This is a genomic window from Gordonia sp. (in: high G+C Gram-positive bacteria) (genome assembly GCF_047600565.1).
Classification (GTDB): Bacteria; Actinomycetota; Actinomycetes; order Mycobacteriales; family Mycobacteriaceae; genus Gordonia.
The window spans coordinates 598,227-619,665 of record NZ_JASGKN010000001.1; the positions used below are offsets into that span (position 1 = coordinate 598,227).

24 protein-coding genes are annotated in these 21,439 nt (G+C 69.1%); 21 read left to right on the forward strand and 3 right to left on the reverse strand.

Annotated features, from left to right (window positions below; translation table 11 throughout):
- Positions 1-19 precede the first annotated feature (19 nt).
- The 10 genes from lepB (at position 20) to QM774_RS02910 (ending at position 8,803) form a co-directional block, all read left to right on the forward strand.
- Positions 20-862, forward strand: coding sequence for a signal peptidase I (gene lepB / locus QM774_RS02865; protein ID WP_414974444.1), 843 nt, complete (start codon positions 20-22; stop codon positions 860-862).
- A gap of 17 nt (positions 863-879) precedes the next feature.
- On the forward strand, positions 880-1,569 hold the full coding sequence (locus tag QM774_RS02870; RefSeq protein WP_414974445.1) for a ribonuclease HII: 690 nt from the start codon (positions 880-882) through the stop codon (positions 1,567-1,569).
- The gene (locus tag QM774_RS02875) at positions 1,569-1,880 is read left to right on the forward strand and encodes a DUF2469 domain-containing protein (RefSeq protein WP_414974446.1); all 312 of its coding nucleotides are present in this window, start codon (positions 1,569-1,571) and stop codon (positions 1,878-1,880) included. The genes QM774_RS02870 and QM774_RS02875 overlap by 1 nt, the downstream gene beginning before the upstream one ends.
- A gap of 4 nt (positions 1,881-1,884) precedes the next feature.
- On the forward strand, positions 1,885-2,355 hold the full coding sequence (locus tag QM774_RS02880) for an SDR family NAD(P)-dependent oxidoreductase (protein ID WP_414974447.1): 471 nt from the start codon (positions 1,885-1,887) through the stop codon (positions 2,353-2,355).
- Positions 2,356-2,457: 102 nt separating this feature from the next.
- A complete protein-coding gene (locus tag QM774_RS02885) occupies positions 2,458-2,862 on the forward strand; it encodes a YraN family protein (protein ID WP_414974448.1) in 405 nt (134 codons plus the stop codon).
- Positions 2,863-2,864: 2 nt separating this feature from the next.
- Positions 2,865-4,379: a YifB family Mg chelatase-like AAA ATPase gene (locus tag QM774_RS02890; protein ID WP_414974449.1), complete on the forward strand. Its 1,515-nt coding sequence runs from the start codon at positions 2,865-2,867 to the stop codon at positions 4,377-4,379.
- Complete coding sequence (gene dprA, locus QM774_RS02895) at positions 4,376-5,509, forward strand: DNA-processing protein DprA (RefSeq protein ID WP_414974450.1); 1,134 nt, start codon at positions 4,376-4,378, stop codon at positions 5,507-5,509. Before QM774_RS02890 ends, dprA begins: the two co-directional genes overlap by 4 nt.
- 104 nt (positions 5,510-5,613) lie before the next feature.
- On the forward strand, positions 5,614-6,936 hold the full coding sequence (locus QM774_RS02900; RefSeq protein ID WP_414974451.1) for a family 1 glycosylhydrolase: 1,323 nt from the start codon (positions 5,614-5,616) through the stop codon (positions 6,934-6,936).
- Between the two features lie 65 nt (positions 6,937-7,001).
- Positions 7,002-7,859 carry a siderophore-interacting protein gene (locus QM774_RS02905; RefSeq protein ID WP_414974452.1) on the forward strand — a complete coding sequence of 286 codons (858 nt, stop codon included), beginning with the start codon at positions 7,002-7,004 and terminating at the stop codon, positions 7,857-7,859.
- Positions 7,860-7,906: 47 nt separating this feature from the next.
- Positions 7,907-8,803 (forward strand): tyrosine recombinase XerC, encoded by an 897-nt coding sequence (locus QM774_RS02910; protein ID WP_414974453.1) that lies wholly within the window; start codon positions 7,907-7,909, stop codon positions 8,801-8,803.
- Between the two features lie 16 nt (positions 8,804-8,819).
- On the opposite strand, the gene QM774_RS02915 is transcribed toward QM774_RS02910, so the two are convergent.
- Positions 8,820-9,332, reverse strand: a complete 513-nt coding sequence (locus tag QM774_RS02915) for a M23 family metallopeptidase (RefSeq protein WP_414974454.1) — start codon at positions 9,330-9,332, stop codon at positions 8,820-8,822.
- 269 nt (positions 9,333-9,601) lie between these two features.
- Here QM774_RS02915 and rpsB point away from each other — a divergent pair, with 269 nt between their 5' ends.
- The 6 genes from rpsB to rlmN all read left to right on the forward strand — a co-directional run bounded on the left by rpsB (position 9,602) and on the right by rlmN (position 14,854).
- Positions 9,602-10,441 carry a 30S ribosomal protein S2 gene (rpsB, locus tag QM774_RS02920; protein ID WP_414974455.1) on the forward strand — a complete coding sequence of 280 codons (840 nt, stop codon included), beginning with the start codon at positions 9,602-9,604 and terminating at the stop codon, positions 10,439-10,441.
- Between the two features lie 57 nt (positions 10,442-10,498).
- Entirely contained in the window at positions 10,499-11,323 is an 825-nt protein-coding gene (gene tsf, locus QM774_RS02925; protein WP_414974456.1) for a translation elongation factor Ts, read from the forward strand.
- A gap of 151 nt (positions 11,324-11,474) precedes the next feature.
- Positions 11,475-12,242: a UMP kinase gene (pyrH, locus tag QM774_RS02930; RefSeq protein ID WP_414974457.1), complete on the forward strand. Its 768-nt coding sequence runs from the start codon at positions 11,475-11,477 to the stop codon at positions 12,240-12,242.
- A 55-nt stretch (positions 12,243-12,297) separates the two neighbouring features.
- On the forward strand, positions 12,298-12,855 hold the full coding sequence (gene frr, locus QM774_RS02935) for a ribosome recycling factor (RefSeq protein ID WP_414974458.1): 558 nt from the start codon (positions 12,298-12,300) through the stop codon (positions 12,853-12,855).
- Entirely contained in the window at positions 12,852-13,703 is an 852-nt protein-coding gene (locus QM774_RS02940) for a phosphatidate cytidylyltransferase (RefSeq protein ID WP_414974459.1), read from the forward strand. The genes frr and QM774_RS02940 overlap by 4 nt, the downstream gene beginning before the upstream one ends.
- A gap of 44 nt (positions 13,704-13,747) precedes the next feature.
- On the forward strand, positions 13,748-14,854 hold the full coding sequence (rlmN, locus tag QM774_RS02945) for a 23S rRNA (adenine(2503)-C(2))-methyltransferase RlmN (RefSeq protein WP_414974460.1): 1,107 nt from the start codon (positions 13,748-13,750) through the stop codon (positions 14,852-14,854).
- 1 nt (position 14,855) lies between these two features.
- On the opposite strand, the gene QM774_RS02950 is transcribed toward rlmN, so the two are convergent.
- Complete coding sequence (locus QM774_RS02950) at positions 14,856-15,527, reverse strand: hypothetical protein (protein ID WP_414974461.1); 672 nt, start codon at positions 15,525-15,527, stop codon at positions 14,856-14,858.
- Between the two features lie 201 nt (positions 15,528-15,728).
- Positions 15,729-15,995: a DUF2631 domain-containing protein gene (locus tag QM774_RS02955; protein WP_414974462.1), complete on the reverse strand. Its 267-nt coding sequence runs from the start codon at positions 15,993-15,995 to the stop codon at positions 15,729-15,731.
- Between the two features lie 93 nt (positions 15,996-16,088).
- On the opposite strand from QM774_RS02955, the gene dxr reads away from it, so the two are divergent.
- The 5 genes from dxr (at position 16,089) to QM774_RS02980 (ending at position 21,433) form a co-directional block, all read left to right on the forward strand.
- Positions 16,089-17,315, forward strand: coding sequence for a 1-deoxy-D-xylulose-5-phosphate reductoisomerase (gene dxr, locus QM774_RS02960; RefSeq protein ID WP_414974463.1), 1,227 nt, complete (start codon positions 16,089-16,091; stop codon positions 17,313-17,315).
- Between the two features lie 10 nt (positions 17,316-17,325).
- Positions 17,326-18,549: a M50 family metallopeptidase gene (locus QM774_RS02965; protein WP_414974464.1), complete on the forward strand. Its 1,224-nt coding sequence runs from the start codon at positions 17,326-17,328 to the stop codon at positions 18,547-18,549.
- Between the two features lie 10 nt (positions 18,550-18,559).
- Positions 18,560-19,711 (forward strand): flavodoxin-dependent (E)-4-hydroxy-3-methylbut-2-enyl-diphosphate synthase, encoded by a 1,152-nt coding sequence (gene ispG, locus QM774_RS02970; RefSeq protein WP_414974465.1) that lies wholly within the window; start codon positions 18,560-18,562, stop codon positions 19,709-19,711.
- Between the two features lie 35 nt (positions 19,712-19,746).
- Positions 19,747-20,583, forward strand: a complete 837-nt coding sequence (locus QM774_RS02975) for a GNAT family N-acetyltransferase (protein WP_414974466.1) — start codon at positions 19,747-19,749, stop codon at positions 20,581-20,583.
- A gap of 184 nt (positions 20,584-20,767) precedes the next feature.
- Positions 20,768-21,433: a putative immunity protein gene (locus QM774_RS02980; RefSeq protein ID WP_414974467.1), complete on the forward strand. Its 666-nt coding sequence runs from the start codon at positions 20,768-20,770 to the stop codon at positions 21,431-21,433.
- Positions 21,434-21,439 lie beyond the last annotated feature (6 nt).

A 21,439-nucleotide genomic window follows, 5' to 3' on the forward strand; every position in this document is an offset into this window, starting at 1 on the left:
GTCGGCTAACCTGAATCCCGTGGCACACAGCGACGACGACCGGCAGATCCCCGACGAGTCAGCCGAGCACGGATTCACCTTCAACGATCCCGACGAGGACACCAAGGACGAGAAGGACCAGAAGAAGAGCAGTCTGCTCCGCGAGGTCGCGATCGTCATCGGCATCGTCCTGGCGTTGATGTTCGTCTGCACCACGTTCCTGTTCCGGCAGTACGTGGTGCCCAGCGAATCGATGGAGCCGACCCTGAACGGCTGCGACGGCTGCCACAACGACCGGATCGTCGTCGACAAGCTGACCTATCGATTCACCGATCCCAAGCCGGGCGACGTCGTCGTCTTCAAGGCACCGACCGAGTCGTGGGACGGAACGTGGAGTTCGCCGCGGTCGTCGAACGCCGTCGTGCACAAGCTGCAGGACGTGCTGTCGCTGTTCGCACTCGCCCCGCCCAACGAGAACGACCTCGTCAAGCGCATCGTGGCCACCGGCGGCCAGACCGTCGAGTGCCACGAGTCCGACGGCAAGGGCGTGACCGTCGACGGCAAACCGCTCAACGAGCCCTACATCGACAAGAACCTGCAGAACCAGGAGTTCCAGCAGTCCGACGGCACCCTCGGCGGCGGCAGTTGCTATATGGGTGCCGGGGTCGAGGATCCCGGCAACGCCGGCTTCGGCCCGATCAAGGTGCCCGAGGGACACGTCTGGGTGATGGGCGACAACCGCAGCAACTCGGCCGACTCGCGCGCCCACATGGAAGACGAGTTCCAGGGCACCATCCCGGTTTCCGACATCCGCGGCAAGGTCCGATTCATCATCTACCCGTTCTCGCGGATCGGCGGAGTGGGTTCGGTCGACCCCCAGTAGAGCGATGTGAGTGCGTCATGACGAGCACCTCCCTCCGCTGGCCGCCCCGCGCCACCGTGCGCCGGGCATCCGGGCTGCGCACCCTCGAGTTCACCCTGGCCCGCAGCGGTCTCGGACCGGTCGCCGGTGTCGATGAGGCCGGCCGCGGCGCCTGCGCCGGCCCCCTCGTCGTCGCCTCGTGCGTGCTCGGTCCGAACCAGCTGAAGTCGCTCGACGGCCTCGACGACTCCAAGAAGCTGACCGAAGCCGTCCGGGAACGGCTGTACGGCGCCATCACCCGTCACGCGGTCAGCTGGAGCGTGGTGGTGATCGAGGCCGCCGAAATCGACCGCATCGGCATCCACGTCGCCAACATCCGTGGCATGCGCCAGGCGATCGCCGGACTGTCCGACCGGCCCGGCTACGTGCTGTCGGACGGCTTCGCCGTCCCCGGCCTGCCGATGCCGTCGCTGCCGGTGATCGGCGGGGACGCCAACGCCGCCTGCATCGCCGCCGCCTCGATCCTGGCCAAGGTCACCCGCGACCGGATCATGGTCGACCTGGACGGACGGTTCGCACAGCAGGGGATCGGCGACGACGACGGCGGCTACGACTTCGCGATCCACAAGGGCTACAGCACGGCGCACCACATGGCGCGGCTCGATCGGCTGGGGCCGTCACCGGAGCACCGAATGTCGTACCGCAACGTTCGCGATAGGCTGGCCTGATGAGCGCTGAAGATCTCGAGAAGTACGAAACCGAGATGGAGCTGTCCCTGTACAAGGAGTACAAGGACATCGTCGGCCAGTTCTCATACGTGGTGGAGACCGAACGACGGTTCTATCTGGCCAACGGCGTGAACGTGGTGCCGCGCAACGCCGAGGGCGAGGTGTACTTCGAGATCCACCTGACCGACGCCTGGGTGTGGGACATGTATCGCCCGGCACGTTTCGTCAAGCAGGTCCGTGTCGTGACCTTCAAGGACGTCAACATCGAGGAACTCGAGCGCAGCGAACTGCAGCTGCCCGACGAGCCGTGATCGCGTGGATCTGACCGGCCGGCGAGCACTGATCACCGGTGCCTCCAGCGGGATCGGCCGCGAGATCGCGCTTCAGCTGGCCGCCCGGAACGTCCGGCTGGTGGTCGCCGCGCGCGGCCGTGAAGCGCTCGACGAGGTCGCCGCACTGACCGGGGCCGAGGTGCACACCGTGGACCTGTCGGTCCGTGGCGCCGCGGCGACGCTGGCCGCCGCGGTCGGACCGGTCGACATCCTGGTCAACAACGCCGGCGCCGGTGTCGCGGCGCCCGTCGCGGCCCTCGAACACGATCGCATCGACGTCGTCTACCCACGCATTTACCGGCCGGCGCTCGCGTTCCCGACCCTCGGACGCCGCATGCTGCGGCGGCTCGCCCGGAACGTCCGCGTCGACGACGACATCCGCGTGCAGACCGGATCGACCGGCGACCCGGCCGCGCGCGACGCACGCGCCGCCTGGCGGCCACGTCGGTCCTGACCGGTTCCCTCGATCACGCCCGCCTGTGGACGGATGCCCTCCGTCGACAGGGTCCGGCGCCCACCCGGTGACGCGGACGCCGGCCGCCGTCAGGCTCGATCCATGGGGGAGAACACACTGCACGGCGACCGGCGGCGCATGGTCGGCCGGATCGGCGAAGACTTCGCGGACCACCACGTCCGCGCCTTGGGCTGGACGGTCCTGGACCGGAACTGGCGGACGCGCTACGGCGAACTCGACCTGATCGCCGCCGACGGCGACACTCTGATCGTCGTCGAGGTGAAGACCCGGATGTCCCGCACCTACGACGACCCGGTCGAAGCGGTCGACGCCCGCAAACTGCAGCGCATGCGTCTGGTCACCCGGCAATGGCTCTCCGCCCGGCCGCCCGGTGCGCGCTGGTACGAGACCATCCGGTTCGACGTGATCTCGGTGCGCCTGGACGTCGCCCACCCGGAGGACCGGGCCGCCGCGACTCTCCGTCACCACCGCGGACTGGTGGACTGACCGTGGCCGTCCGAGTCGGGAACATCGCGTCCATGGGACTGTCCGGGTTCCTTGCGCACGTGATCGAGATCCAGGCCAGCGTCTCGGCCGGCATGCCGGGAATCAGTGTCACCGGGACCGTCGACGCGTCGGCCCGCGAAGCGAAGGAACGCGTCCGCGCCGCGACGTCCAACAGCGGATTCAAGATCAACGACTGGAAGGTGACGCTGGCGCTGGCGCCGGCCAGCCTGCCGAAAGGCGGCCCCGGCTTCGACCTGCCGATGGCGCTGGCCGTCCTCGTCGCCACCGGACAGGCCGCGCACGAGAAGGTGGCCGGCACCGTGTTCCTCGGTGAACTCGCCCTCGACGGCCGGATCCGCGGTGTCCGCGGAATCCTGCCGCTCCTGCTCGGCGCCCGCCGTGCCGGATACACGCGAGCGGTGGTCCCGGCGGCGAACGTCGCGGAGGCGAGCCTGGTCGACGGGCTCGAGGTGGGCGGAGCGTCCTCACTGTCGCAGGTGGTCGCCTGGATGGCCGGCGACGTCGTTCTCGACACCGTGCACGCCGGCCCCGCCGTCGAGGCCCCGGTGGTGCCGGACATGGCCGACGTCGTCGGACAACCGGTCGCCCGGCATGCCCTGGAGGTGGCGGCCGCCGGCGGTCATCACGTCCTGATGACCGGCCCACCGGGCGTCGGCAAGACGATGCTGGCCGCCCGGCTGCCCGGGATCCTGCCGCCCCTCGAACCGGAGGAATCGCTGGAGGTGACCGCCGTCCACTCGATCGCCGGGACGCTTCCGCCACAGTCCGGACTGATCACCGCACCGCCGTTCGTCGCCCCGCACCACAGCGTCTCGATGGCCGCACTGCTCGGCGGCGGCACCGGACTGGCCGGCCCCGGGGCGGTGTCCCGGGCACACCGCGGCGTGCTGTTCCTCGACGAGTGCGCGGAGGTCGGACCGAAGGTGCTCGACGGCCTGCGCCAGCCGCTCGAGGAAGGGGCGGTGCGGATCTCGCGCAGGGACGGCGTGACCGCCTATCCGGCGAGATTCCTGCTGCTCCTGGCGGCGAACCCGTGCCCGTGCGCCGCCGCCAACGACGTCGACTGCGAATGCCCGTCACCGGTTCGGCGACGCTACCTCGCCCGGTTGTCCGGGCCGCTGATGGATCGCATCGACATCCGCGTGCAGATGGAGCCGCCCGGCGCCGCGGTCCTGATGACCGAGCCGGGGGAGGCCAGCGACGCCATCGCACTGCGCGTCGCGGCTGCTCGCGCCCGGGCACGGGCGCGGTGGGGTGACGACGGCTGGCTGACCAATGCGGAAGTGCCGGGCAGTGCACTGCGCCGCCGGTATCCGCCGGAACCCGACGCGGTCGGCCGGGTGGAGCAGTTCCTGCGGGAAGGGCGCATCACGCCGCGCGGCGCGGACCGCGCGCTCCGATTGTCGTGGACGCTCGCCGACCTGCGCGGCGCGGACCGGCCCGGCGTCGACGACGTGGCGCAGGCGCTGATGTACCGCGACCGGAGCCTGCGATGAGCGGCCCCGACCGGAACGCACGACGCGCCTGGGCGTACCTGTCGGCGGTGGCCGAACCCCCGTGCGCGCCGGTGATCGCGCTCACCGAGGACGTGGGCGCGGTCGAGGCCGCCGACCGGATCCGCACCCGGCGTCTGACCGACGGTGACGTCGACGTTCTGGAGGCGACCCGGGCGCGGTACGCCGTCGACCGGTCGGCGGCCGATCTGGAGGCCTGCGAGCGGCGCGGTGGGCGGCTGATCACGCGGGAGGACGCCGAGTGGCCGGCATGGTCGTTGCTGGCCCTCGACCAGGCGAGCACCGCCGCACGCGGCGGTGCGCCGCTCGCGCTGTGGGTGCGCGGCGAACATGATCTGGCGGAGGCGACGCAGCGCTCGATCGGGATCGTCGGATCGCGGGCGGCCTCGTCGTACGGTGACCACGTGGCGGGGCGGCTCGGTGCGGACCTCGCGAGCGCCGGATGGACCGTGGTGTCCGGCGGCGCCTACGGCATTGACGGAGCGGCCCACCGCGGGGCCCTGGCCGCTGCCGGCGTGACCATCGCATTCCTGGCCTGCGGAATCGACCGGGACTATCCGGCCGGGCACGCCCGGTTGCTGGCTGAGATCGGGCGCCGAGGACTGATCGTCACCGAATACCCACCCGGCACCACCGCGGCGAAACATCGGTTCCTGACCCGCAACCGCCTCGTCGCGGCGATGTCGTCGGCGGTGGTGGTCGTGGAGGCCGGACGCCGTTCGGGGGCCGCCAACACCGCCGCCTGGGCGCGAAGGCTCGGCCGGCCGCTCGGCGCCGTACCCGGCCCCGTCACCAGCGCCACGTCGGTGGGCTGTCACCAGATGATCGCGGACGGCCAGGCACACCTGGTCACCGACGCCGCCTCGACCGCCGCGCTCGCCGAACCCGACGGCCACGACCCGCAGCCGCCGTCGTCGCCGCGCCCCACCGACGACCTCAGTCCGTCACAGTTCGCGGTGATCGAGGCGCTGCCCGCACGCGGAACCCTCCGCGTCGACGAGATCGCGTTCGGGGCGAGCCTGCCGGCCGACCGGGTGCGCGCCGCGCTCGCGATCCTCGAGCTGCGTGGCCTCGTCGTCTGCTCGGGCGGAACATGGGCGTTGGCGCGCTGATGGGCGCGTGGCAGTGTCCGGCCTAGCCGGAGTTCACGGAAGGCGACGTCCGGGCAGCCCTCGACGGCTACTCTCACCGAAAACCTCGCGGGGGGAGAACCGAGTTGCGCGCTCTGTCACGACGTCTGTCCACGGCGGTCGCCGCCGTCGTTCTGCTCACCGCGGTGGTGACCTCACCGGTACAGGCGGACACCCCGGCACTGCCCGCGAACTTCCTGTGGGGAGTCGCGTCCTCCGGATTCCAGTCCGAAGGATCACCCGGCGGTCACCCCGCCAGCAACTGGACGGTGGTCAAGCCGGACAACGTGGCCGTCGGCCGGTCGGTCGACTTCCGGCACCGCTACCGGTCCGACATCGCCCTGGCGCAGGGGCTCGGTGTCGGCGTCTACCGGGTCGGTGTCGAGTGGGCGCGTGTCCAGCCCACGCCGAACGGCTTCGACCAGGGTGAACTCGCCTACTACGACGACATGATCGGGGCGATCGCCGCCGCCGGCATGCGGCCGATGATCACCCTCGACCACTGGGTCTATCCGCAGTGGGTGATGCGTGCGGGAGGCTGGACCAGCCCGTCCGCGACGCAGCGGTGGATGACCTACGCCCGCGAGATCGTGCGCCGCTACGCGAAATACAACCCGATGTGGGTGACGTTCAACGAGCCGGTCATGAACCTTCTGCAGCAGGTGTCGCGCGGCGAGATGCCGGCGGCGGATGCACCGACGGCGGTCGACCGGATGGTGTCGGCGCACGATCAGATCTCTGGGGTGATCCACCGGACGCAGCCGGGCGCGATGGTGACCTCCAACTCCGCCTACCTGCCGCTCGGCGGCGAGCCGCTGATCGACCCGGCACTCACCGACCGGTTCGTGCGGACCTCCGACTTCGTCGGCATCGACAACTACTACGGATTCTCGCTGGGGAATCCGCTGGCCGGTTCGGCCGCCCTCACCGGCGGGAACCTGTCGCTGGTGAAGGCGATGCCGAGCCTGCCCGTCGACGCCGACAGCATCTACTACGCACTGCGCTACAACCACCGCCGCTACCCGGGCAAACCGCTCTACATCGTGGAGAGCGGAATGCCGACGGCCGACGGCGCACCCCGGGCCGACGGTTACCGCCGCGGCGATCACCTCGCCGACACCGTCTACTGGGTGCAGCGTGCCCGGGCCGACGGGATCCCGGTGATCGGCTACAACTACTGGAGCCTCACCGACAACTACGAATGGGGCACCTACCACACCCGATTCGGGCTGTACCGCGTGGACGTCGAGACCGATCCCTCGCTCACCCGCACACCGACCGACGCGGTGGCCGTGTACCGGCAGATCACCGCCGCCGACGGTGTCGGTCCGCACTACCGTCCGACCCGGCCGGCTGCCGTCTGCTCGGTCGTCGATCCGCCGTCGAGCTGTACCGAACCGGTCCACTGAAAGATCCGGCCGACCAGATTAGGGTCGGCTAACCGATCGTGCCGGAGGCCGGTACGGTGGGTGTCATGGCACGGCGTCTGAACACCATGACGGTCCAGCGGACCGAGAAGCTCACCGACCACATGATCCGCGTCTGGCTCGGTGGTGACGGATTCGACCAGTTCGTCCCGGCCGGCGGCGCCGGCACCGCCGACGACCACGACACCGACATGTACGTGAAGCTCGTCTTCACCCCGGACGGCGTCGACTACCCCCAGCCGCTGGACCTCGAACAGATCCGCGACGACTTCCCGGCCGACCAGCAGCCGATCCTGCGCACCTACACCGTCCGCACCTACGACGCGGACGCCGGGGAGATCGCGATCGACTTCGTCGTCCACGGCGACGAAGGCATCGCCGGCCCGTGGGCCGCGACCGTCGCACCGGGAGAGACCGTGAGCTTCCTGGGCCCCGGCAGCGGCTACCGCCCCGACCCGGAGGCGCCCTGGCATCTGCTCGTCGCCGACGAAGCCGCCCTGCCGGCGCTGTCGGCGGCACTCGAAGCCCTGCCCGACGACGCGATCGCCAAGGTCTTCATCGAGGTCGGCGGACCCGACGACGAGATCGAGCTGACCGCCCCGGCCGGCGCCGACATCACCTGGGTGCACCGGGGTGCTTCGTCGGACACCGCCGGGGACGACGTCGCCGGCGACAACGCCCCGGTGATCGCAGCCGTCAAGAACGCCGCATGGCTCGACGGCGAGCCGCAGGTCTTCGTGCACGGGGAGGCGCAGGCCGTCATGAAGAACCTGCGCCCCTACATCCGCAAGGAGCGCGGTGTCGGAGCGCAGCGCGGTCAGTCCATCTCCGGGTACTGGCGCCGCGGCCGCACCGAAGAGGGCTTCCGGCAGTGGAAGGCCGAACTGCGCAAGCAGGAGTCCTGAACCCCGCCTCCGACGCCCGCAGCGATCTCGCACCTACACTCACACTCATGGCCGAGGTGCTCGAGCAGTTCGAGGAGTACCTGCGCTTCGAGAAGGGGCGCAGTGAGCACACCGTGCGCGCCTACCTCGGTGACGTCCGCGGCCTGATCAGCTACGCCGGCGCCCGCGGATCCGGCGTCGCCGACCTCGACCTGTCCCTGCTCCGGTCCTGGCTGGCCGACCACACCCGGCGCGGCGCGGCGCGCACGACGATCGCGCGCCAGGTGTCATCGGTCAAGACCTTCTGCGGCTGGGCCGTCCGCGAACAGATCATGCCGACCGACCCGGCCGTGCGCCTGCAGGCCCCGAAGGCCCACCGCACCCTGCCGCCCGTTCTCGACCCGCAGCAGGCGGCCGACGCGGTGACCGCCGCCGCCGGCGCCGATGTCGACCCGAACGATCCGGTCGGCATCCGGGACCGGCTCATCCTGGAACTGCTGTACTCGTGCGGCATCCGCGTGGGGGAGCTGTGCGGCCTGAACCTGTCCGACGTCGACCCCGACCGCAGGGTCGTCCGGGTGATCGGCAAGGGCGACAAACAGCGCACTGTGCCCTACGGAACACCGGCGGCCGAGGCCCTCGACGCCTGGCTCCACCGCGGCCGGCCGAGGCTGGCGACCGCCGCCTCCGCGGACGCACTGCTCCTCGGAGTAAAGGGTGGACGCCTCGACCAGCGGATGGCGCGCACCGTCGTGCATCGGGCGACCGGTTCCGGCGACGGTCCGTCGATCGGCCCACACGGACTGCGGCACAGCGCCGCCACCCACCTGCTCGAGGGCGGTGCCGACCTGCGCGTCGTCCAGGAACTCCTCGGTCACTCGTCGCTGGCGACCACACAGCTGTACACCCACGTGAGCGTCGAACGCCTGCGCGCCGTCCACGATCAGGCGCATCCGCGCGCCTGACGGCGGTGACCACCACTTAGGACGCGAACGGCTTGAGTCGGACCCGCACGCCGCCGACCAGCGTGCGCGGATCCAGATAGCGTTCCGTCGACCCGGCACCCCGTCTGGCACCCCAGTGCAGGCACGCCGACGATCGGCAGCCGGGATGGCCGGCCTCCACGAGCCCCAGGACCTCACCCCGGCGCACCCGGTCGCCGGCCCGTACGCGCGCCGTCACCGGCTCGTAGGTGGTGACGATCCCGTCGGGATGGAGCACCGAGACCACCGGCCGGCCGGCCAGCGAGCCGGCGAACCGGACGGTTCCGACGCCCGCGGCGAGCACCGCCGAGCCGGCGGAGGCCGCCAGATCGATCCCGCGATGACCCGGCTCCCAGCGGTGGACGGGCGGATCGAATCCCCGGACCACCGCCGGCCGCGGATCCAGCGGCCAGCCGTACCGTCCGGTCGCCGCCACCGCCGACGGCTCGGTCACCCACAGGAACACCGTCACGGCCACCAACACCACGCGCCACACAGAATCGGGCTTCATACAGTTCAGACGTGCCGGGGACCGCTCCGGCTCCGTTTTTGTCACCGGCGTGTCGACGCGTAGACTTGCTCACTGCATCTCGTCCCTCGTGGACGGGGTGACTTCGCGCGTCTGCGCGTCCATCGACGATCACCCGATCCGCCGATGGACACCACGACCGTTTCCCACGGTCCCGACTGCTCATCAGAGCAGGTCAGGGCGGGTTCGGCGGCAGGCGCCAGGACCGGCATCGACCGATGACCGGTGACAACCGAGAAAAAGGAATACCCATGGCAGTCGTGACCATGCGGCAGCTGCTCGACAGCGGCGCCCACTTCGGACACCAGACCCGTCGCTGGAACCCGAAGATGAAGCGGTTCATCTTCACCGACCGCAACGGCATCTACATCATCGACCTGCAGCAGACCCTGTCGTACATCGACAGCGCCTACGAGTTCGTCAAGGAGACCGTCGCCCACGGCGGCACCATCCTGTTCGTCGGCACCAAGAAGCAGGCCCAGGAATCCATCGCCGCCGAGGCGACCCGCGTCGGCATGCCGTACGTCAACCAGCGTTGGCTCGGTGGCATGCTCACCAACTTCAACACCGTGCACAAGCGTCTCCAGCGCATGAAGGAGCTGGAGACCATGGAGCAGACCGGTGGCTTCGAGGGTCGCACCAAGAAGGAAATCCTCATGCTCACGCGTGAGAAGAACAAGCTCGAGCGCACCCTCGGCGGTATCCGCGACATGAACAAGGTTCCGTCGGCCGTGTGGGTCGTCGACACCAACAAGGAGCACATCGCCGTCGGTGAGGCTCGCAAGCTGAACATCCCGGTCATCGCGATCCTGGACACCAACTGCGACCCCGATCTGGTCGACTACCCGATCCCGGCCAACGACGACGCGATCCGCAGCACCGCGCTGCTGACCCGCGTGGTCGCTTCGGCCGTCGCCGAGGGTCTGCAGGCTCGCGCCGGCAAGACCGAGGGCGACGCCAAGCCGGAGGCCGGCGCCGACGCCGAGCCGCTGCCGGAGTGGGAGAAGGATCTGCTGGTGGAGGCCACCGCCCCCGCCGGTGACGCCGCTCCCGCCGAGGCCGCCGCGCAGGCTCCCGCCGCCGCCGAGTGACCTCACTCACTGTTCTGACCTGATTCATCCACTTCTGACATAGGAGGGTCGCCACACATGGCGAACTACACCGCCGCAGACGTCAAGCGTCTGCGCGAAGTCACCGGCTCGGGCATGCTCGACTGCAAGAACGCCCTGGCCAACAACGACGGCGATTTCGACAAGGCCGTCGAGGAGCTCCGTATCAAGGGCGCCAAGGACGTCGGCAAGCGCGCTGAGCGCGCGACCGCCGAAGGTCTGGTCGCCGCGCGCGACGGCGTCATGATCGAGCTGGACAGCGAGACCGACTTCGTCGCCAAGAACGACGAGTTCCAGAAGCTGGCCGACGACGTCCTCGGTGCAGCCGTCGAGCTGCGCAGCAACGACGTCGACGCTCTGCTGGCCGCCCCGCTGGGCGACGGCACCGTCTCCGAGGCCGTCGAGGCCCTGTCGGCCAAGATCGGCGAGAAGCTGGTCCTGCGTCGCGTCGCCGCCTACGACGGCCCGACCGCGATCTACCTGCACAAGCGTGCGTCGGATCTGCCGCCGAGCGTCGGCGTGCTGGTCGCCTACAGCGGTGACGGCGATGCCGCCGCCGAGGCCGCCCGTGGCGCCGCCATGCAGGTCGCCGCGCTGAAGGCCAAGTACGCCACCCGTGACGAGGTCCCCGCCGACGTCGTCGAGAACGAGCGTCGTATCGCCGAGGAGACCGCCAAGGCCGAAGGCAAGCCGGAGCAGGCTCTGCCGAAGATCGTGGAAGGTCGCGTCAACGGCTTCTACAAGGACGTCGTGCTGCTCGACCAGCCGTCGGTCACCGACTCGAAGAAGACCGTGAAGGCCATCCTCGACGAGGCCGGCGCGAACGTCACCGGCTTCACCCGCTTCGAGGTGGGCCAGGCCTGATCGGCTGAATCCGGCTGAACGCTTTCCGGCCCCGAACCCGCACACGCCGGGTTCGGGGCCGGAGTGTTTCCGTCGGGTGCTCGCCCCCTAAGATGAAGAGAGTTTGTGTGCCTATGTGTGCATGCGACGCGCCGCGAACCGAAGGGGAACGATGACCGACTCTGCGACCTCCACCGAATCGGCATCGGATGCGCTCGAACCGGCGGATCCGGCACGCGGAGGTTTCAGCCGGGTCCTGCTGAAACTGGGCGGCGAGATGTTCGGCGGCGGTGCCGTCGGCCTCGACCCCGACGTGGTGGCCACGGTCGCCGACCAGATCGCCGAGGTCGTCGAGAGCGGCGTCCAGGTCGGCATCGTGATCGGCGGCGGCAACTTCTTCCGCGGTGCGGAACTGCAGCAGCGCGGTCTGGACCGTTCCCGCTCGGACTACATGGGCATGCTCGGCACCGTGATGAACTGCCTGGCGTTGCAGGACTTCCTGGAGAAGCGCGGCATCAACACCCGGGTCCAGACCGCCATCACCATGGGTCAGGTCGCCGAACCGTACATTCCGCTGCGCGCGGTCCGTCACCTGGAGAAGGGGCGCGTGGTGATCTTCGGCGCGGGCATGGGCATGCCGTACTTCTCCACCGACACCACCGCGGCCCAGCGCGCCCTGGAGATCAAGGCGGAGGCGGTGCTGATGGCCAAGGCGGTCGACGGGATCTACGATTCCGATCCGCGCACCAACCCGGACGCGACCATGTTCCACGACATCACCTACCGCGAAGTCCTCGACAAGCAGCTCAAGGTCGCCGACGCGACGTCGTTCTCGCTCTGCATGGACAACAACATGCCGATTCTCGTGTTCAATCTGCTCGAACGCGGCAATATCGCACGTGCGGTGGCCGGCGAGCGCATCGGCACCCTGGTCTCCTGACCGGGCCGGCACAGACCACACGACCACAGCACCACCACGGATAAGGACATCGAAGATGATCGACGACGCTCTGCTCGACGCCGAGGAGAAGATGGAGAAGGCGGTGTCCGTCGCCCGCGACGACATGGCCTCGATCCGCACCGGCCGCGCCAACCCGGCGATGTTCAACAAGGTGATGGTGGAGTACTACGGCGCACTCACGCCGATCACGCAGGTGTCCAGCATCTCGACGCCGGAACCGCGCCTCGTGGTCATCAAGCCGTACGAGGCCAACATCATGGGCGACATCGAGACGGCCATCCGCAACTCCGATCTGGGCGTCAACCCGACCAACGACGGCAACGTGATCCGCGTGGCCATCCCGCAGCTCACCGAGGAACGCCGCAAGGACCTGGTCAAGCAGGCCCGGGGCAAGGGTGAGGACGCGAAGATCTCGATCCGTAACATCCGCCGCAAGGCCGTCGACGAGCTCAAGCGCATCCAGAAGGACGGCGAGGCCGGCGAGGACGAGGTGGTTCGCGCCGAGAAGGATCTCGACAAGACCACCTCGGGCTATGTCGCCCAGGTCGACGAGCTGGTGAAGCACAAGGAAGCCGAGCTGCTCGAGGTATGACCGCCGCACCCCAGGCCGACGCTCCCAAGACGTCCAAGGCCGGACGTAACCTCCCCGCCGCCATCGGCGTCGGGGTGCTTCTCGGCGTCGGTCTGATCGCGGTGCTCGCCTACGTGCCCCGCGTCTGGTTCGGGGTCGTCGCGGTCGCACTGGCCATCGCCACCTGGGAGGTCGCCAAGCGTCTCCGTGAGGGCGGCATGGATGTGGCCCTGATCCCGCTGCTCGCCGGCGGACAGGCGATCATCTGGTCCACCTGGCCGTGGGGCATGCGTGGAGCGATGGCGGCGTTCGCCGCGACCACGCTGGTCGTCATGGCGTGGAAGCTGTTCGCGCAGGGACTGGCGGATGCGCCGAAGAACTACACGCGGGACGTGGCACTGAGCATCCTGGTCCTGGCCTGGCTGCCGCTGATGGGCGCGTTCGGTGTGGACATGGTGCAGCAGGACGACGGCCGCTACCGGGTGTTCACGCTGCTCATCATCGTGGTCGCCTCCGACGTCGGCGGCTACATCGCCGGCGTCCTGTTCGGCAAGCATCCGATGGTGCCGGCGATCAGCCCGAAGAAGTCGTGGGAGGGCATGGGCGGCTCGCTGCTGTTCGGCACCGTCGCGGCCGTCGGCTGCGCCCAATGGCTTCTGCAGACCCACTGGTGGGTGGGCCTGATCCTCGGCCCGTTGATGGTGCTGGTGGCGACCTGCGGTGATCTCATCGAGTCGCAGATCAAACGTGACCTGGGCATCAAGGACATGGGCACTCTGCTGCCCGGCCACGGCGGCATCATGGACCGCCTCGATTCGCTGCTTCCGTCGGCGTTCGTCACCTGGGCCGTCCTGACCGTCTTGATGTAGTTCACGATTCTCGCCGCACTCGGCCGCCGTGAGAGAATGGTCGGGTGACCAGCCTGCCCCTCGTCTTCGACGCGCCCAAGCGCGGAAAGCCGCCGACCCATTTCGCCGACCTCGACGAGGCCGGACGGATCGCGGCCGTCGAGAAGCTGGGGCTGCCGAAATTCCGGGCCAACCAGCTGGCCAAGCAGTACTACGGCCGGTTGAACGCGGACGTCGCCGAGATGACGGATCTGCCGGCGGGAATCCGGGACGACGTGGGCACCGCCCTGTTTCCGGAGCTGATGAGTCCGGTGCGGCACATCTCCTGCGACGACGGCACCACCCGGAAGACGCTCTGGCGCCTGCACGACGGCACCCTGCTCGAATCGGTACTCATGCGTTACAGCGAGCGCAACACCCTGTGCATCTCGTCGCAGGCGGGCTGCGGCATGGCGTGCCCGTTCTGCGCGACCGGCCAGGGCGGCCTGCAGCGTAACCTGTCGACCGCCGAGATCGTCGACCAGGTGCGGTCGGCGGCGCGTGCGCTGCGCGACGGGGACCTGGGGGAGCCGGGCCGGCTGTCGAACGTGGTCTTCATGGGGATGGGTGAACCGCTCGCCAACTACAAGCGGGTGGTCGACGCCGTCCGCAAGATCACCGAGCCCGAACCCGCCGGCATGGGGATCTCGGCCCGCCATGTGACCGTCTCCACGGTCGGGCTGGCCCCGGCCATCCGCCGCCTGGCCGATGAGGGACTGTCGGTGACCCTCGCCGTCTCGCTGCACACCCCCGACGACGAACTCCGCGACACCCTGGTCCCGGTCAACAACCGGTGGTCGGTCACCGAAGTCCTCCAGGCCGCCCGGTACTACGCCGACACCACCGGCCGCCGCGTCTCGATCGAGTACGCGCTGATCCGGGATGTGAACGATCAGCCGTGGCGCGCCGATCTGCTCGGCAAACGGCTGCGCGGAGCACTCGGCTCACTGGTACACGTCAACCTGATTCCGCTCAATCCGACGCCCGGCTCGGAATGGGACGCCAGCCCGAAACCCGTCGAACGAGAATTCGTCCGACGGGTTCGGGAGCAGGGCGTCTCCTGCACGGTGCGTGACACCCGAGGCCAGGAGATCGCCGCGGCCTGCGGTCAGCTGGCCGCCGAGGAGCAGTAGCTCAGCTCGAGGTGCCCGAGCTCTGCTGCTGATCCTGCGGAGTCTGCTGCTGGTCGCTCTGACCCTGCTGCTGGCCCGGCATCTGCTGGCCGTTCTGGCCCTGCTGCTGCTGCTGTTCCTGCAGGTACTGGCCGGACTGTCCGCCGCCCTGGCCACCGGGCATGCCCGGCATCATCTGGCCGTCCGAGCTGCCGCCGCCGGGGAAGCCCTGGCCACCCATGCCGCCGCCCATACCGCCCATGCCGCCGCCCATGCCGCCGCCGAACTCGCTGGAGCGGCCGGAATCGGTGTGGTTGGAGCCGACGATGTAGCCGCCGCCGAAGCCGATGAGGAACAGTGCCAGGCCGCCGGCCACAGCACCCCCGATCAGCCACTTCTTCGCCGTCTCGGTCAGCGTGGTGACCGGTGCGGGTGCGGGTACCGGTGCAGGGGCCGCCGCGCCGGGAACCGTGGCCGCGGCGACGGTGCCCGGCGCCACCGGCGGAACCGGGGCGGTGACGGTGGCCTTCGGTGCCTGCACCTTCACTGCGGACACCTCGGTGGGCTGCGGTGCGGCAGGTGTGCCGGCAGCACCGGTGACCGGTGCGGCGGCGGCAACAGGGGAAGTCTGCTCGACGGCGTTCACGGCCGTCTCAGCAGCAGTGATGTCGTCCTTTTTCTTACGGGTGACCATGGTCGTCCTTCTCACAGGCGCCGACGAGATCTCGGCGCGGTGAAAACCATCGTTCCGGACATGTCTGGCAGGCCGCTGTGAGCCCGCCAGGGATTTGCTGGAGGGCAGACAAATGGAGGACGACAGGTGGAGGACGACAGGTGGAGTACGACGAAGGCTCCCCACCGACCGGTGAGGAGCCTTCGCGGAAAGCGTTCTGCGTCAGCGCGCGCGCCAGCGGCGCGAGTCACGGACATACATGCCGATGCTGCCGAAGAAGATCACCACGGCGATAGCGACCAGCCAGATGTCCTCCACATGGCCGATCTGGTTACCGATCAGCATGGCGAGCAGAAGCAGCGAACTGACGATGCCCGCGATCAAGTAGAGACGCGGTGCCGTGCCGGACCAGCCGAAACGAGCCGAAGGGGCGTCGGGATCCTCACGAACCCAGCCGGTGTCGATGGGTTCCACATCGGTGCTTGCCACGTCTGCTCCTCGGTATCAGCCGGTGATCACCGACCGGGTCTGACAGTCGGTAGTAGTACGCGGTACAGCATAACCCGATCCGGGTAGGCGACAATGACCGGTGTGACCACATCTGACGATTCGGCCCGCTCGCTCCGGTCCCGGCAGCGGGTTCTTGTTCTCGGCTCCACCGGATCCATCGGGACGCAGGCGCTGGAGGTGATCGCCGAACACCCCGACCGTTTCGAGCTCGTCGGTCTCGGCGCCGGCGGCGGCAACCTCGATCTGCTCGAACAGCAGGTGGCGGCCACCGGTCTGGCCCCCACACAGGTGGCGGTGGCCGACCCCGAGGCGGCCAAGACACTGTCGGACAGGCTGGGCGGCACCGTCCTGGGCGGCACCGTCCTGGGTGGCGACGACGCCATGGTCGACCTCATCGAGTCGGTGTCCGCCGACGTGGTGCTCAACGGCGTCGTCGGCGCCATCGGTCTTCGTCCGAGCCTGGCGACCCTGCACAGCGGTGCACGACTGGCATTGGCCAACAAAGAGTCCCTCGTGGCAGGCGGCTCCCTGGTCCTCGACGCCGCGGCACCCGGACAGATCGTGCCCGTCGACTCCGAACACTCGGCGATCGCCCAGTGCCTGCGCGGCGGCACCGCCGACGAAGTCGACCGGCTCGTGCTGACCGCCTCCGGCGGGCCGTTCCGCGGCTGGACCGCCGAACGGCTCCGTGACGTGACCCCCGAACAGGCCGGCAAACACCCCACCTGGTCGATGGGCCCGCTGATCACCTTGAACTCGGCGACCCTGGTCAACAAGGCCCTCGAGGTGATCGAGGCGCACCTGCTGTTTGACGTGCCCTACGACCGCATCGACGTGACCGTCCACCCGCAGTCGATCGTGCACTCGATGGTGACGTTCGTCGACGGCGCCACCATCGCCAAGGCGTCGCCGCCGTCGATGAAGCTGCCCATCGCCCTCGCCCTCGGCTGGCCCGACCGGGTGCCGGGTTCCTCGGCGCCCTGCGACTTCTCGACCGCGTCGTCGTGGACCTTCGAACCGGTCGACGAGGACGTCTTCCCGGCCATCCGGGTCGCCCGCCAGGCGGGGGAGGGCGGCGGCAGTCTGACCGCCGTCTACAACGCCGCCAACGAGGTCGCCGCCGACGGATTCTTCGCCGGCGCGATCCGGTTCCCGGACATCGTGGGCGTGATCTCCGACGTGCTCGCCGGCGCCGATCAGTGGTCGGCCGAGCCGGGTACTGTGGACGACGTACTGGCCGCCGACAGCTGGGCGCGCCGACGAGCCGCGGAACTGGTCGCGGCCGCATCGACCGAGTGAGGCAACGGGAATGAGTTTCGTCCTGGGCGTGGTGCTGTTCGCACTCGCCCTCCTCATCTCCGTCGCCTGGCATGAGGCCGGACACATGTGGGCGGCCCAGGCCACCGGCATGAAGGTGCGCCGCTACTTCATCGGATTCGGACCCAAACTGTGGTCCACCACCCGTCCGTCCCGCGACGGCGGCGTCACCGAATACGGCTTCAAGGCGATTCCGGCCGGCGGCTTCTGCGACATCGCCGGCATGACCCCGTACGACGAGATCAGTGAGGAGGACGCGCCCCGCGCCTTCTACAAGCAGGCCACCTGGAAGCGCCTGATCGTGCTGTTCGCCGGACCCGCCCAGAACTTCATTCTCGGCTTCGTCCTGGTGATCGTGCTCGGGCTCGGCTGGGGCCTGCCCATCCTCGGCGACCAGCCCGTCTATGTGCGCACGGTGGAATGCGTGGCGCCGTCGCAGAACGACAAGGGTGATCTCGCGCCGTGCACCGGACCGGCCCCCGCCGGGCAGGCGGGCGTGCAGGTCGGGGACCGGATCGTCGACGTGAACGGTCAGAAGGTGACCGGCAGCGAGAACCTCATCACCGCGATCCAGGGCGCTTCGGGCACCGTCACCCTGACGGTGGAGCGTGACGGCGCCACCCGGGACATCGCGGTCCCGGTCAGCCAGGTTCAACGCATGCATCAGAACTCCGACGGCTCGCTGAAGTCGGTAACCGTCGGAGCGGTCGGCGTCGGGCTGGATCCCAAGACCGTCGAGCACTACAACGCCGCCACCATCTGGGAGGGGGCGGCCACGTTCACCGGATCGATCTTCGTGGAGACCTTCAAGGCTCTCGTCTCGCTGCCGACCAAGGTCGTCGGCCTGTGGCACGCGGTCACCGGTGGCCAGCGCGACGTGGACGGACCGGTCAGCATCGTCGGGGCCTCGGTGATCGGCGGGCAGGCCGTCGAACGCGGCTACTGGGACATGTTCCTGGGCCTGTTGCTGAGCGTGAACTTCTTCCTGGGCGCGTTCAACCTGGTGCCGTTGCTGCCGCTGGACGGCGGTCACATGGCGATCGCGATCTATCAGAGCGTGCGCGACCGGATCCGCCGCCTGTTCGGCCGGCCGGCCGCCGGCCCCGTCGACTACTACAAACTGATGCCGCTGACGTACGCGGTGGTCGTCGTGATGGGCGCCTTCATGGTGCTGACCATCTCGGCCGACATCATCAACCCGATCAAGGTCTTCTGAGGAGTACGAGATGAGTCAACCGATCGGACTGGGCATCCCGGTCCCGCCGCCGGTGCTCGCGCCGCGGCGCAAGACGAGGCAGCTGAAGGTCGGCAAGGTCGGCGTCGGCAGTGATTCGCCGATCTCCGTGCAGTCGATGTGCACCACGCCCACCCACGACGTGAACGCCACCCTGCAGCAGATCGCGCAGCTGACCGCCTCGGGCTGCGACATGGTGCGCGTCGCCTGCCCGCGCAACGAGGACGCCGAGGCGCTCGCCGAGATCGCCCAGCACTCGCAGATCCCGGTGATCGCCGACATCCACTTCCAGCCGAAGTACATCTTCGCCGCCATCGACGCCGGCTGTGCCGCGGTGCGCGTCAACCCGGGCAACATCAAGGAGTTCGACGGTCGCGTCAAGGATGTCGCCAAGGCGGCCGGCGACGCGGGCATCCCCATCCGGATCGGCGTGAACGCCGGATCCCTCGACAAGCGTCTGCTGGAGAAGTACGGCAAGGCCACCCCGGAGGCGCTGGTCGAGTCGGCACTGTGGGAGGCCGGCCTCTTCGAGGAACACGGCTTCGGCGACATCAAGATCTCGGTCAAGCACAACGATCCGGTGATCATGGTGGAGGCGTACCGCCAACTCGCCGCCCAGTGCGACTATCCGCTGCATCTGGGTGTCACCGAGGCCGGACCGGCCTTCCAGGGCACCATCAAGTCGGCGGTCGCGTTCGGTGCGCTCCTGTCCGAGGGCATCGGCGACACCATCCGTGTCTCGCTGTCGGCGCCGCCGGCCGAAGAGATCAAGGTCGGTGACGCGATCCTGCAGTCACTCAACCTGCGCCCGCGCAAGCTGGAGATCGTCTCGTGCCCGTCGTGCGGCCGCGCCCAGGTGGACGTCTACAAGCTCGCGAACGAGGTGACCGCCGGCCTGGAGGGCATGGAGGTGCCGTTGCGCGTCGCCGTCATGGGCTGCGTGGTGAACGGTCCCGGTGAGGCGCGGGAAGCCGATCTGGGTGTGGCCTCCGGTAACGGCAAGGGCCAGATCTTCGTCAAGGGCGAGGTCATCAAGACCGTGCCCGAGGCACAGATCGTCGAAACGCTGATCGAAGAAGCGATGCGGATCGCCGAGGAGTCGGGGGACACTGGGGGAGGAACACCCGTCGTCACCGTGAGCTGACGGCGGGACAGCGACGACCCGCCGGCGGAGGTGACATGCTCGGACTCGTGGGAGACCGCCCGCTCGGTGCCCGCGACGCGGCCGCCGTCGCGCGCGCCCTCGACGCCGATCCGGTCGTCTCCTGCATGGTCGCCGCCCGCGTCGAGGCCTACGGTCTTTCCCCGCGATTTCTCGGCGGACGTCTCTGGACGGCGTCGCATCCGGAGGATTCCCTCTGCTTCTCCGGCGCCAATCTGATGCCGCTGCGCGGCTCGCACGACCACCTCGACCGGTTCGCCGAATGGGCACTCGCGAATCCGCGCCAGTGCTCCTCGGTGGTCGGTCCCGCCGACCTCGCACTCGGACTGTGGGGCCGCGTCGCCTCGGAGTGGGGCACCGCCCGGGAGATCCGCCCGGAACAGCCACTGATGGCGATGGCGGGCCCGCCTCGGGTGACCGCCGATCCGCTGGTGCGGCGGGTGACCCCCGAGGACATGGACGTGTACTTCCCGGCCGCCGTCGAGATGTTCATCGGTGAAGTGGGTGTCGATCCCCGCATCGGCGACGACGGCCGGTCGTATCGGCGCCGGCTGGCCGCCCTGGTGGCCGCCGGCCGCGTGTTCGCCCGATTCGACGGCGACCGGGTGGTCTACAAGGCCGAAGTCGGCTCGATGTCCCGCGCGGTCGGGCAGATCCAGGGCGTCTGGGTGGATCCGGCCTCTCGCGGACGGGGCCACGGCGTCGCCGGCACCGCCGCCGTCGTCGAGGCCGTCGAACGTCACGGCCGGGCGGCGAGCCTGTATGTGAACGCCTACAACGGTCCGGCCCGCGAGGTCTATCGACGGGTGGGCTTCGAGCAGGTCGGCACGTTCGCCACCGTCCTCATCGACTGACCGTTCACAGGTCGAGGTGCAGCCGGATCGCGTCGTCGATCCTGTCCATCACCGCTGACGGCACCTGTCCGATGATCGGGCCGATAGACCTCAACTTTGACCTCCGTTTGAGGGTTTACGTTGTGTCTGAGAGGTACATCGGCGGAAAGTGCCAACAGGATGTTCAGGGATATCATTGATGAACATGGCACAGCAGAACAACACAGCATCGGGAGACGGCGCCGTCCCAGGTCGAGCGCAGGTCGCGAAGGATCGGGCGAGAACCAAGGCACCGGGCGCCCTCACTCTGGGTGAGAACGACCGTCGAATCCTCGCGTTGTGGGCCGCCGACTGTGCCGAGCGCACGCTACCGCTGTTCCTGGCCGAGGCCCCCGACGACCCGAGACCGCGCGAAGCCATCGAAGGAGCACGGGCCTTCGCACACGATGAGATACGCATTGGCGTCGCGCGTGCTTTGGCCGCCAGCGCCCATGCTGCGGCGCGGGAGGTCTCTAGCCCGGCAGCTATCGCAGCCGCCAGAGCAACGGGCCACGCGGTCGCGACCGCTCACATGGCTTCCCATGCGCCAGGGGTTACCTACGGTGCACTCGCTCTGTCCCACGCCGAACCGGAAGGAGAGAAGGCCGCCCACGGCGAGGTTCTGTGGCAGATCAGCCACGCCTCTCCCGAGGTGAAGGCAGTTATGCGGAAACTGCCTCCCCGGAAAGAAGGGAAAGGACTGCTCGCGAGGCTCGTCCACCAACTCCAGTCGGGTTTGACCACCGCACCTGAACACGACTACTTCACCCAAGACTCGATGGAGCGCCGTAGTGGAAAGCGACCCCCGAACGCCAGCCGAACTCTCTCTTAGCGGGCG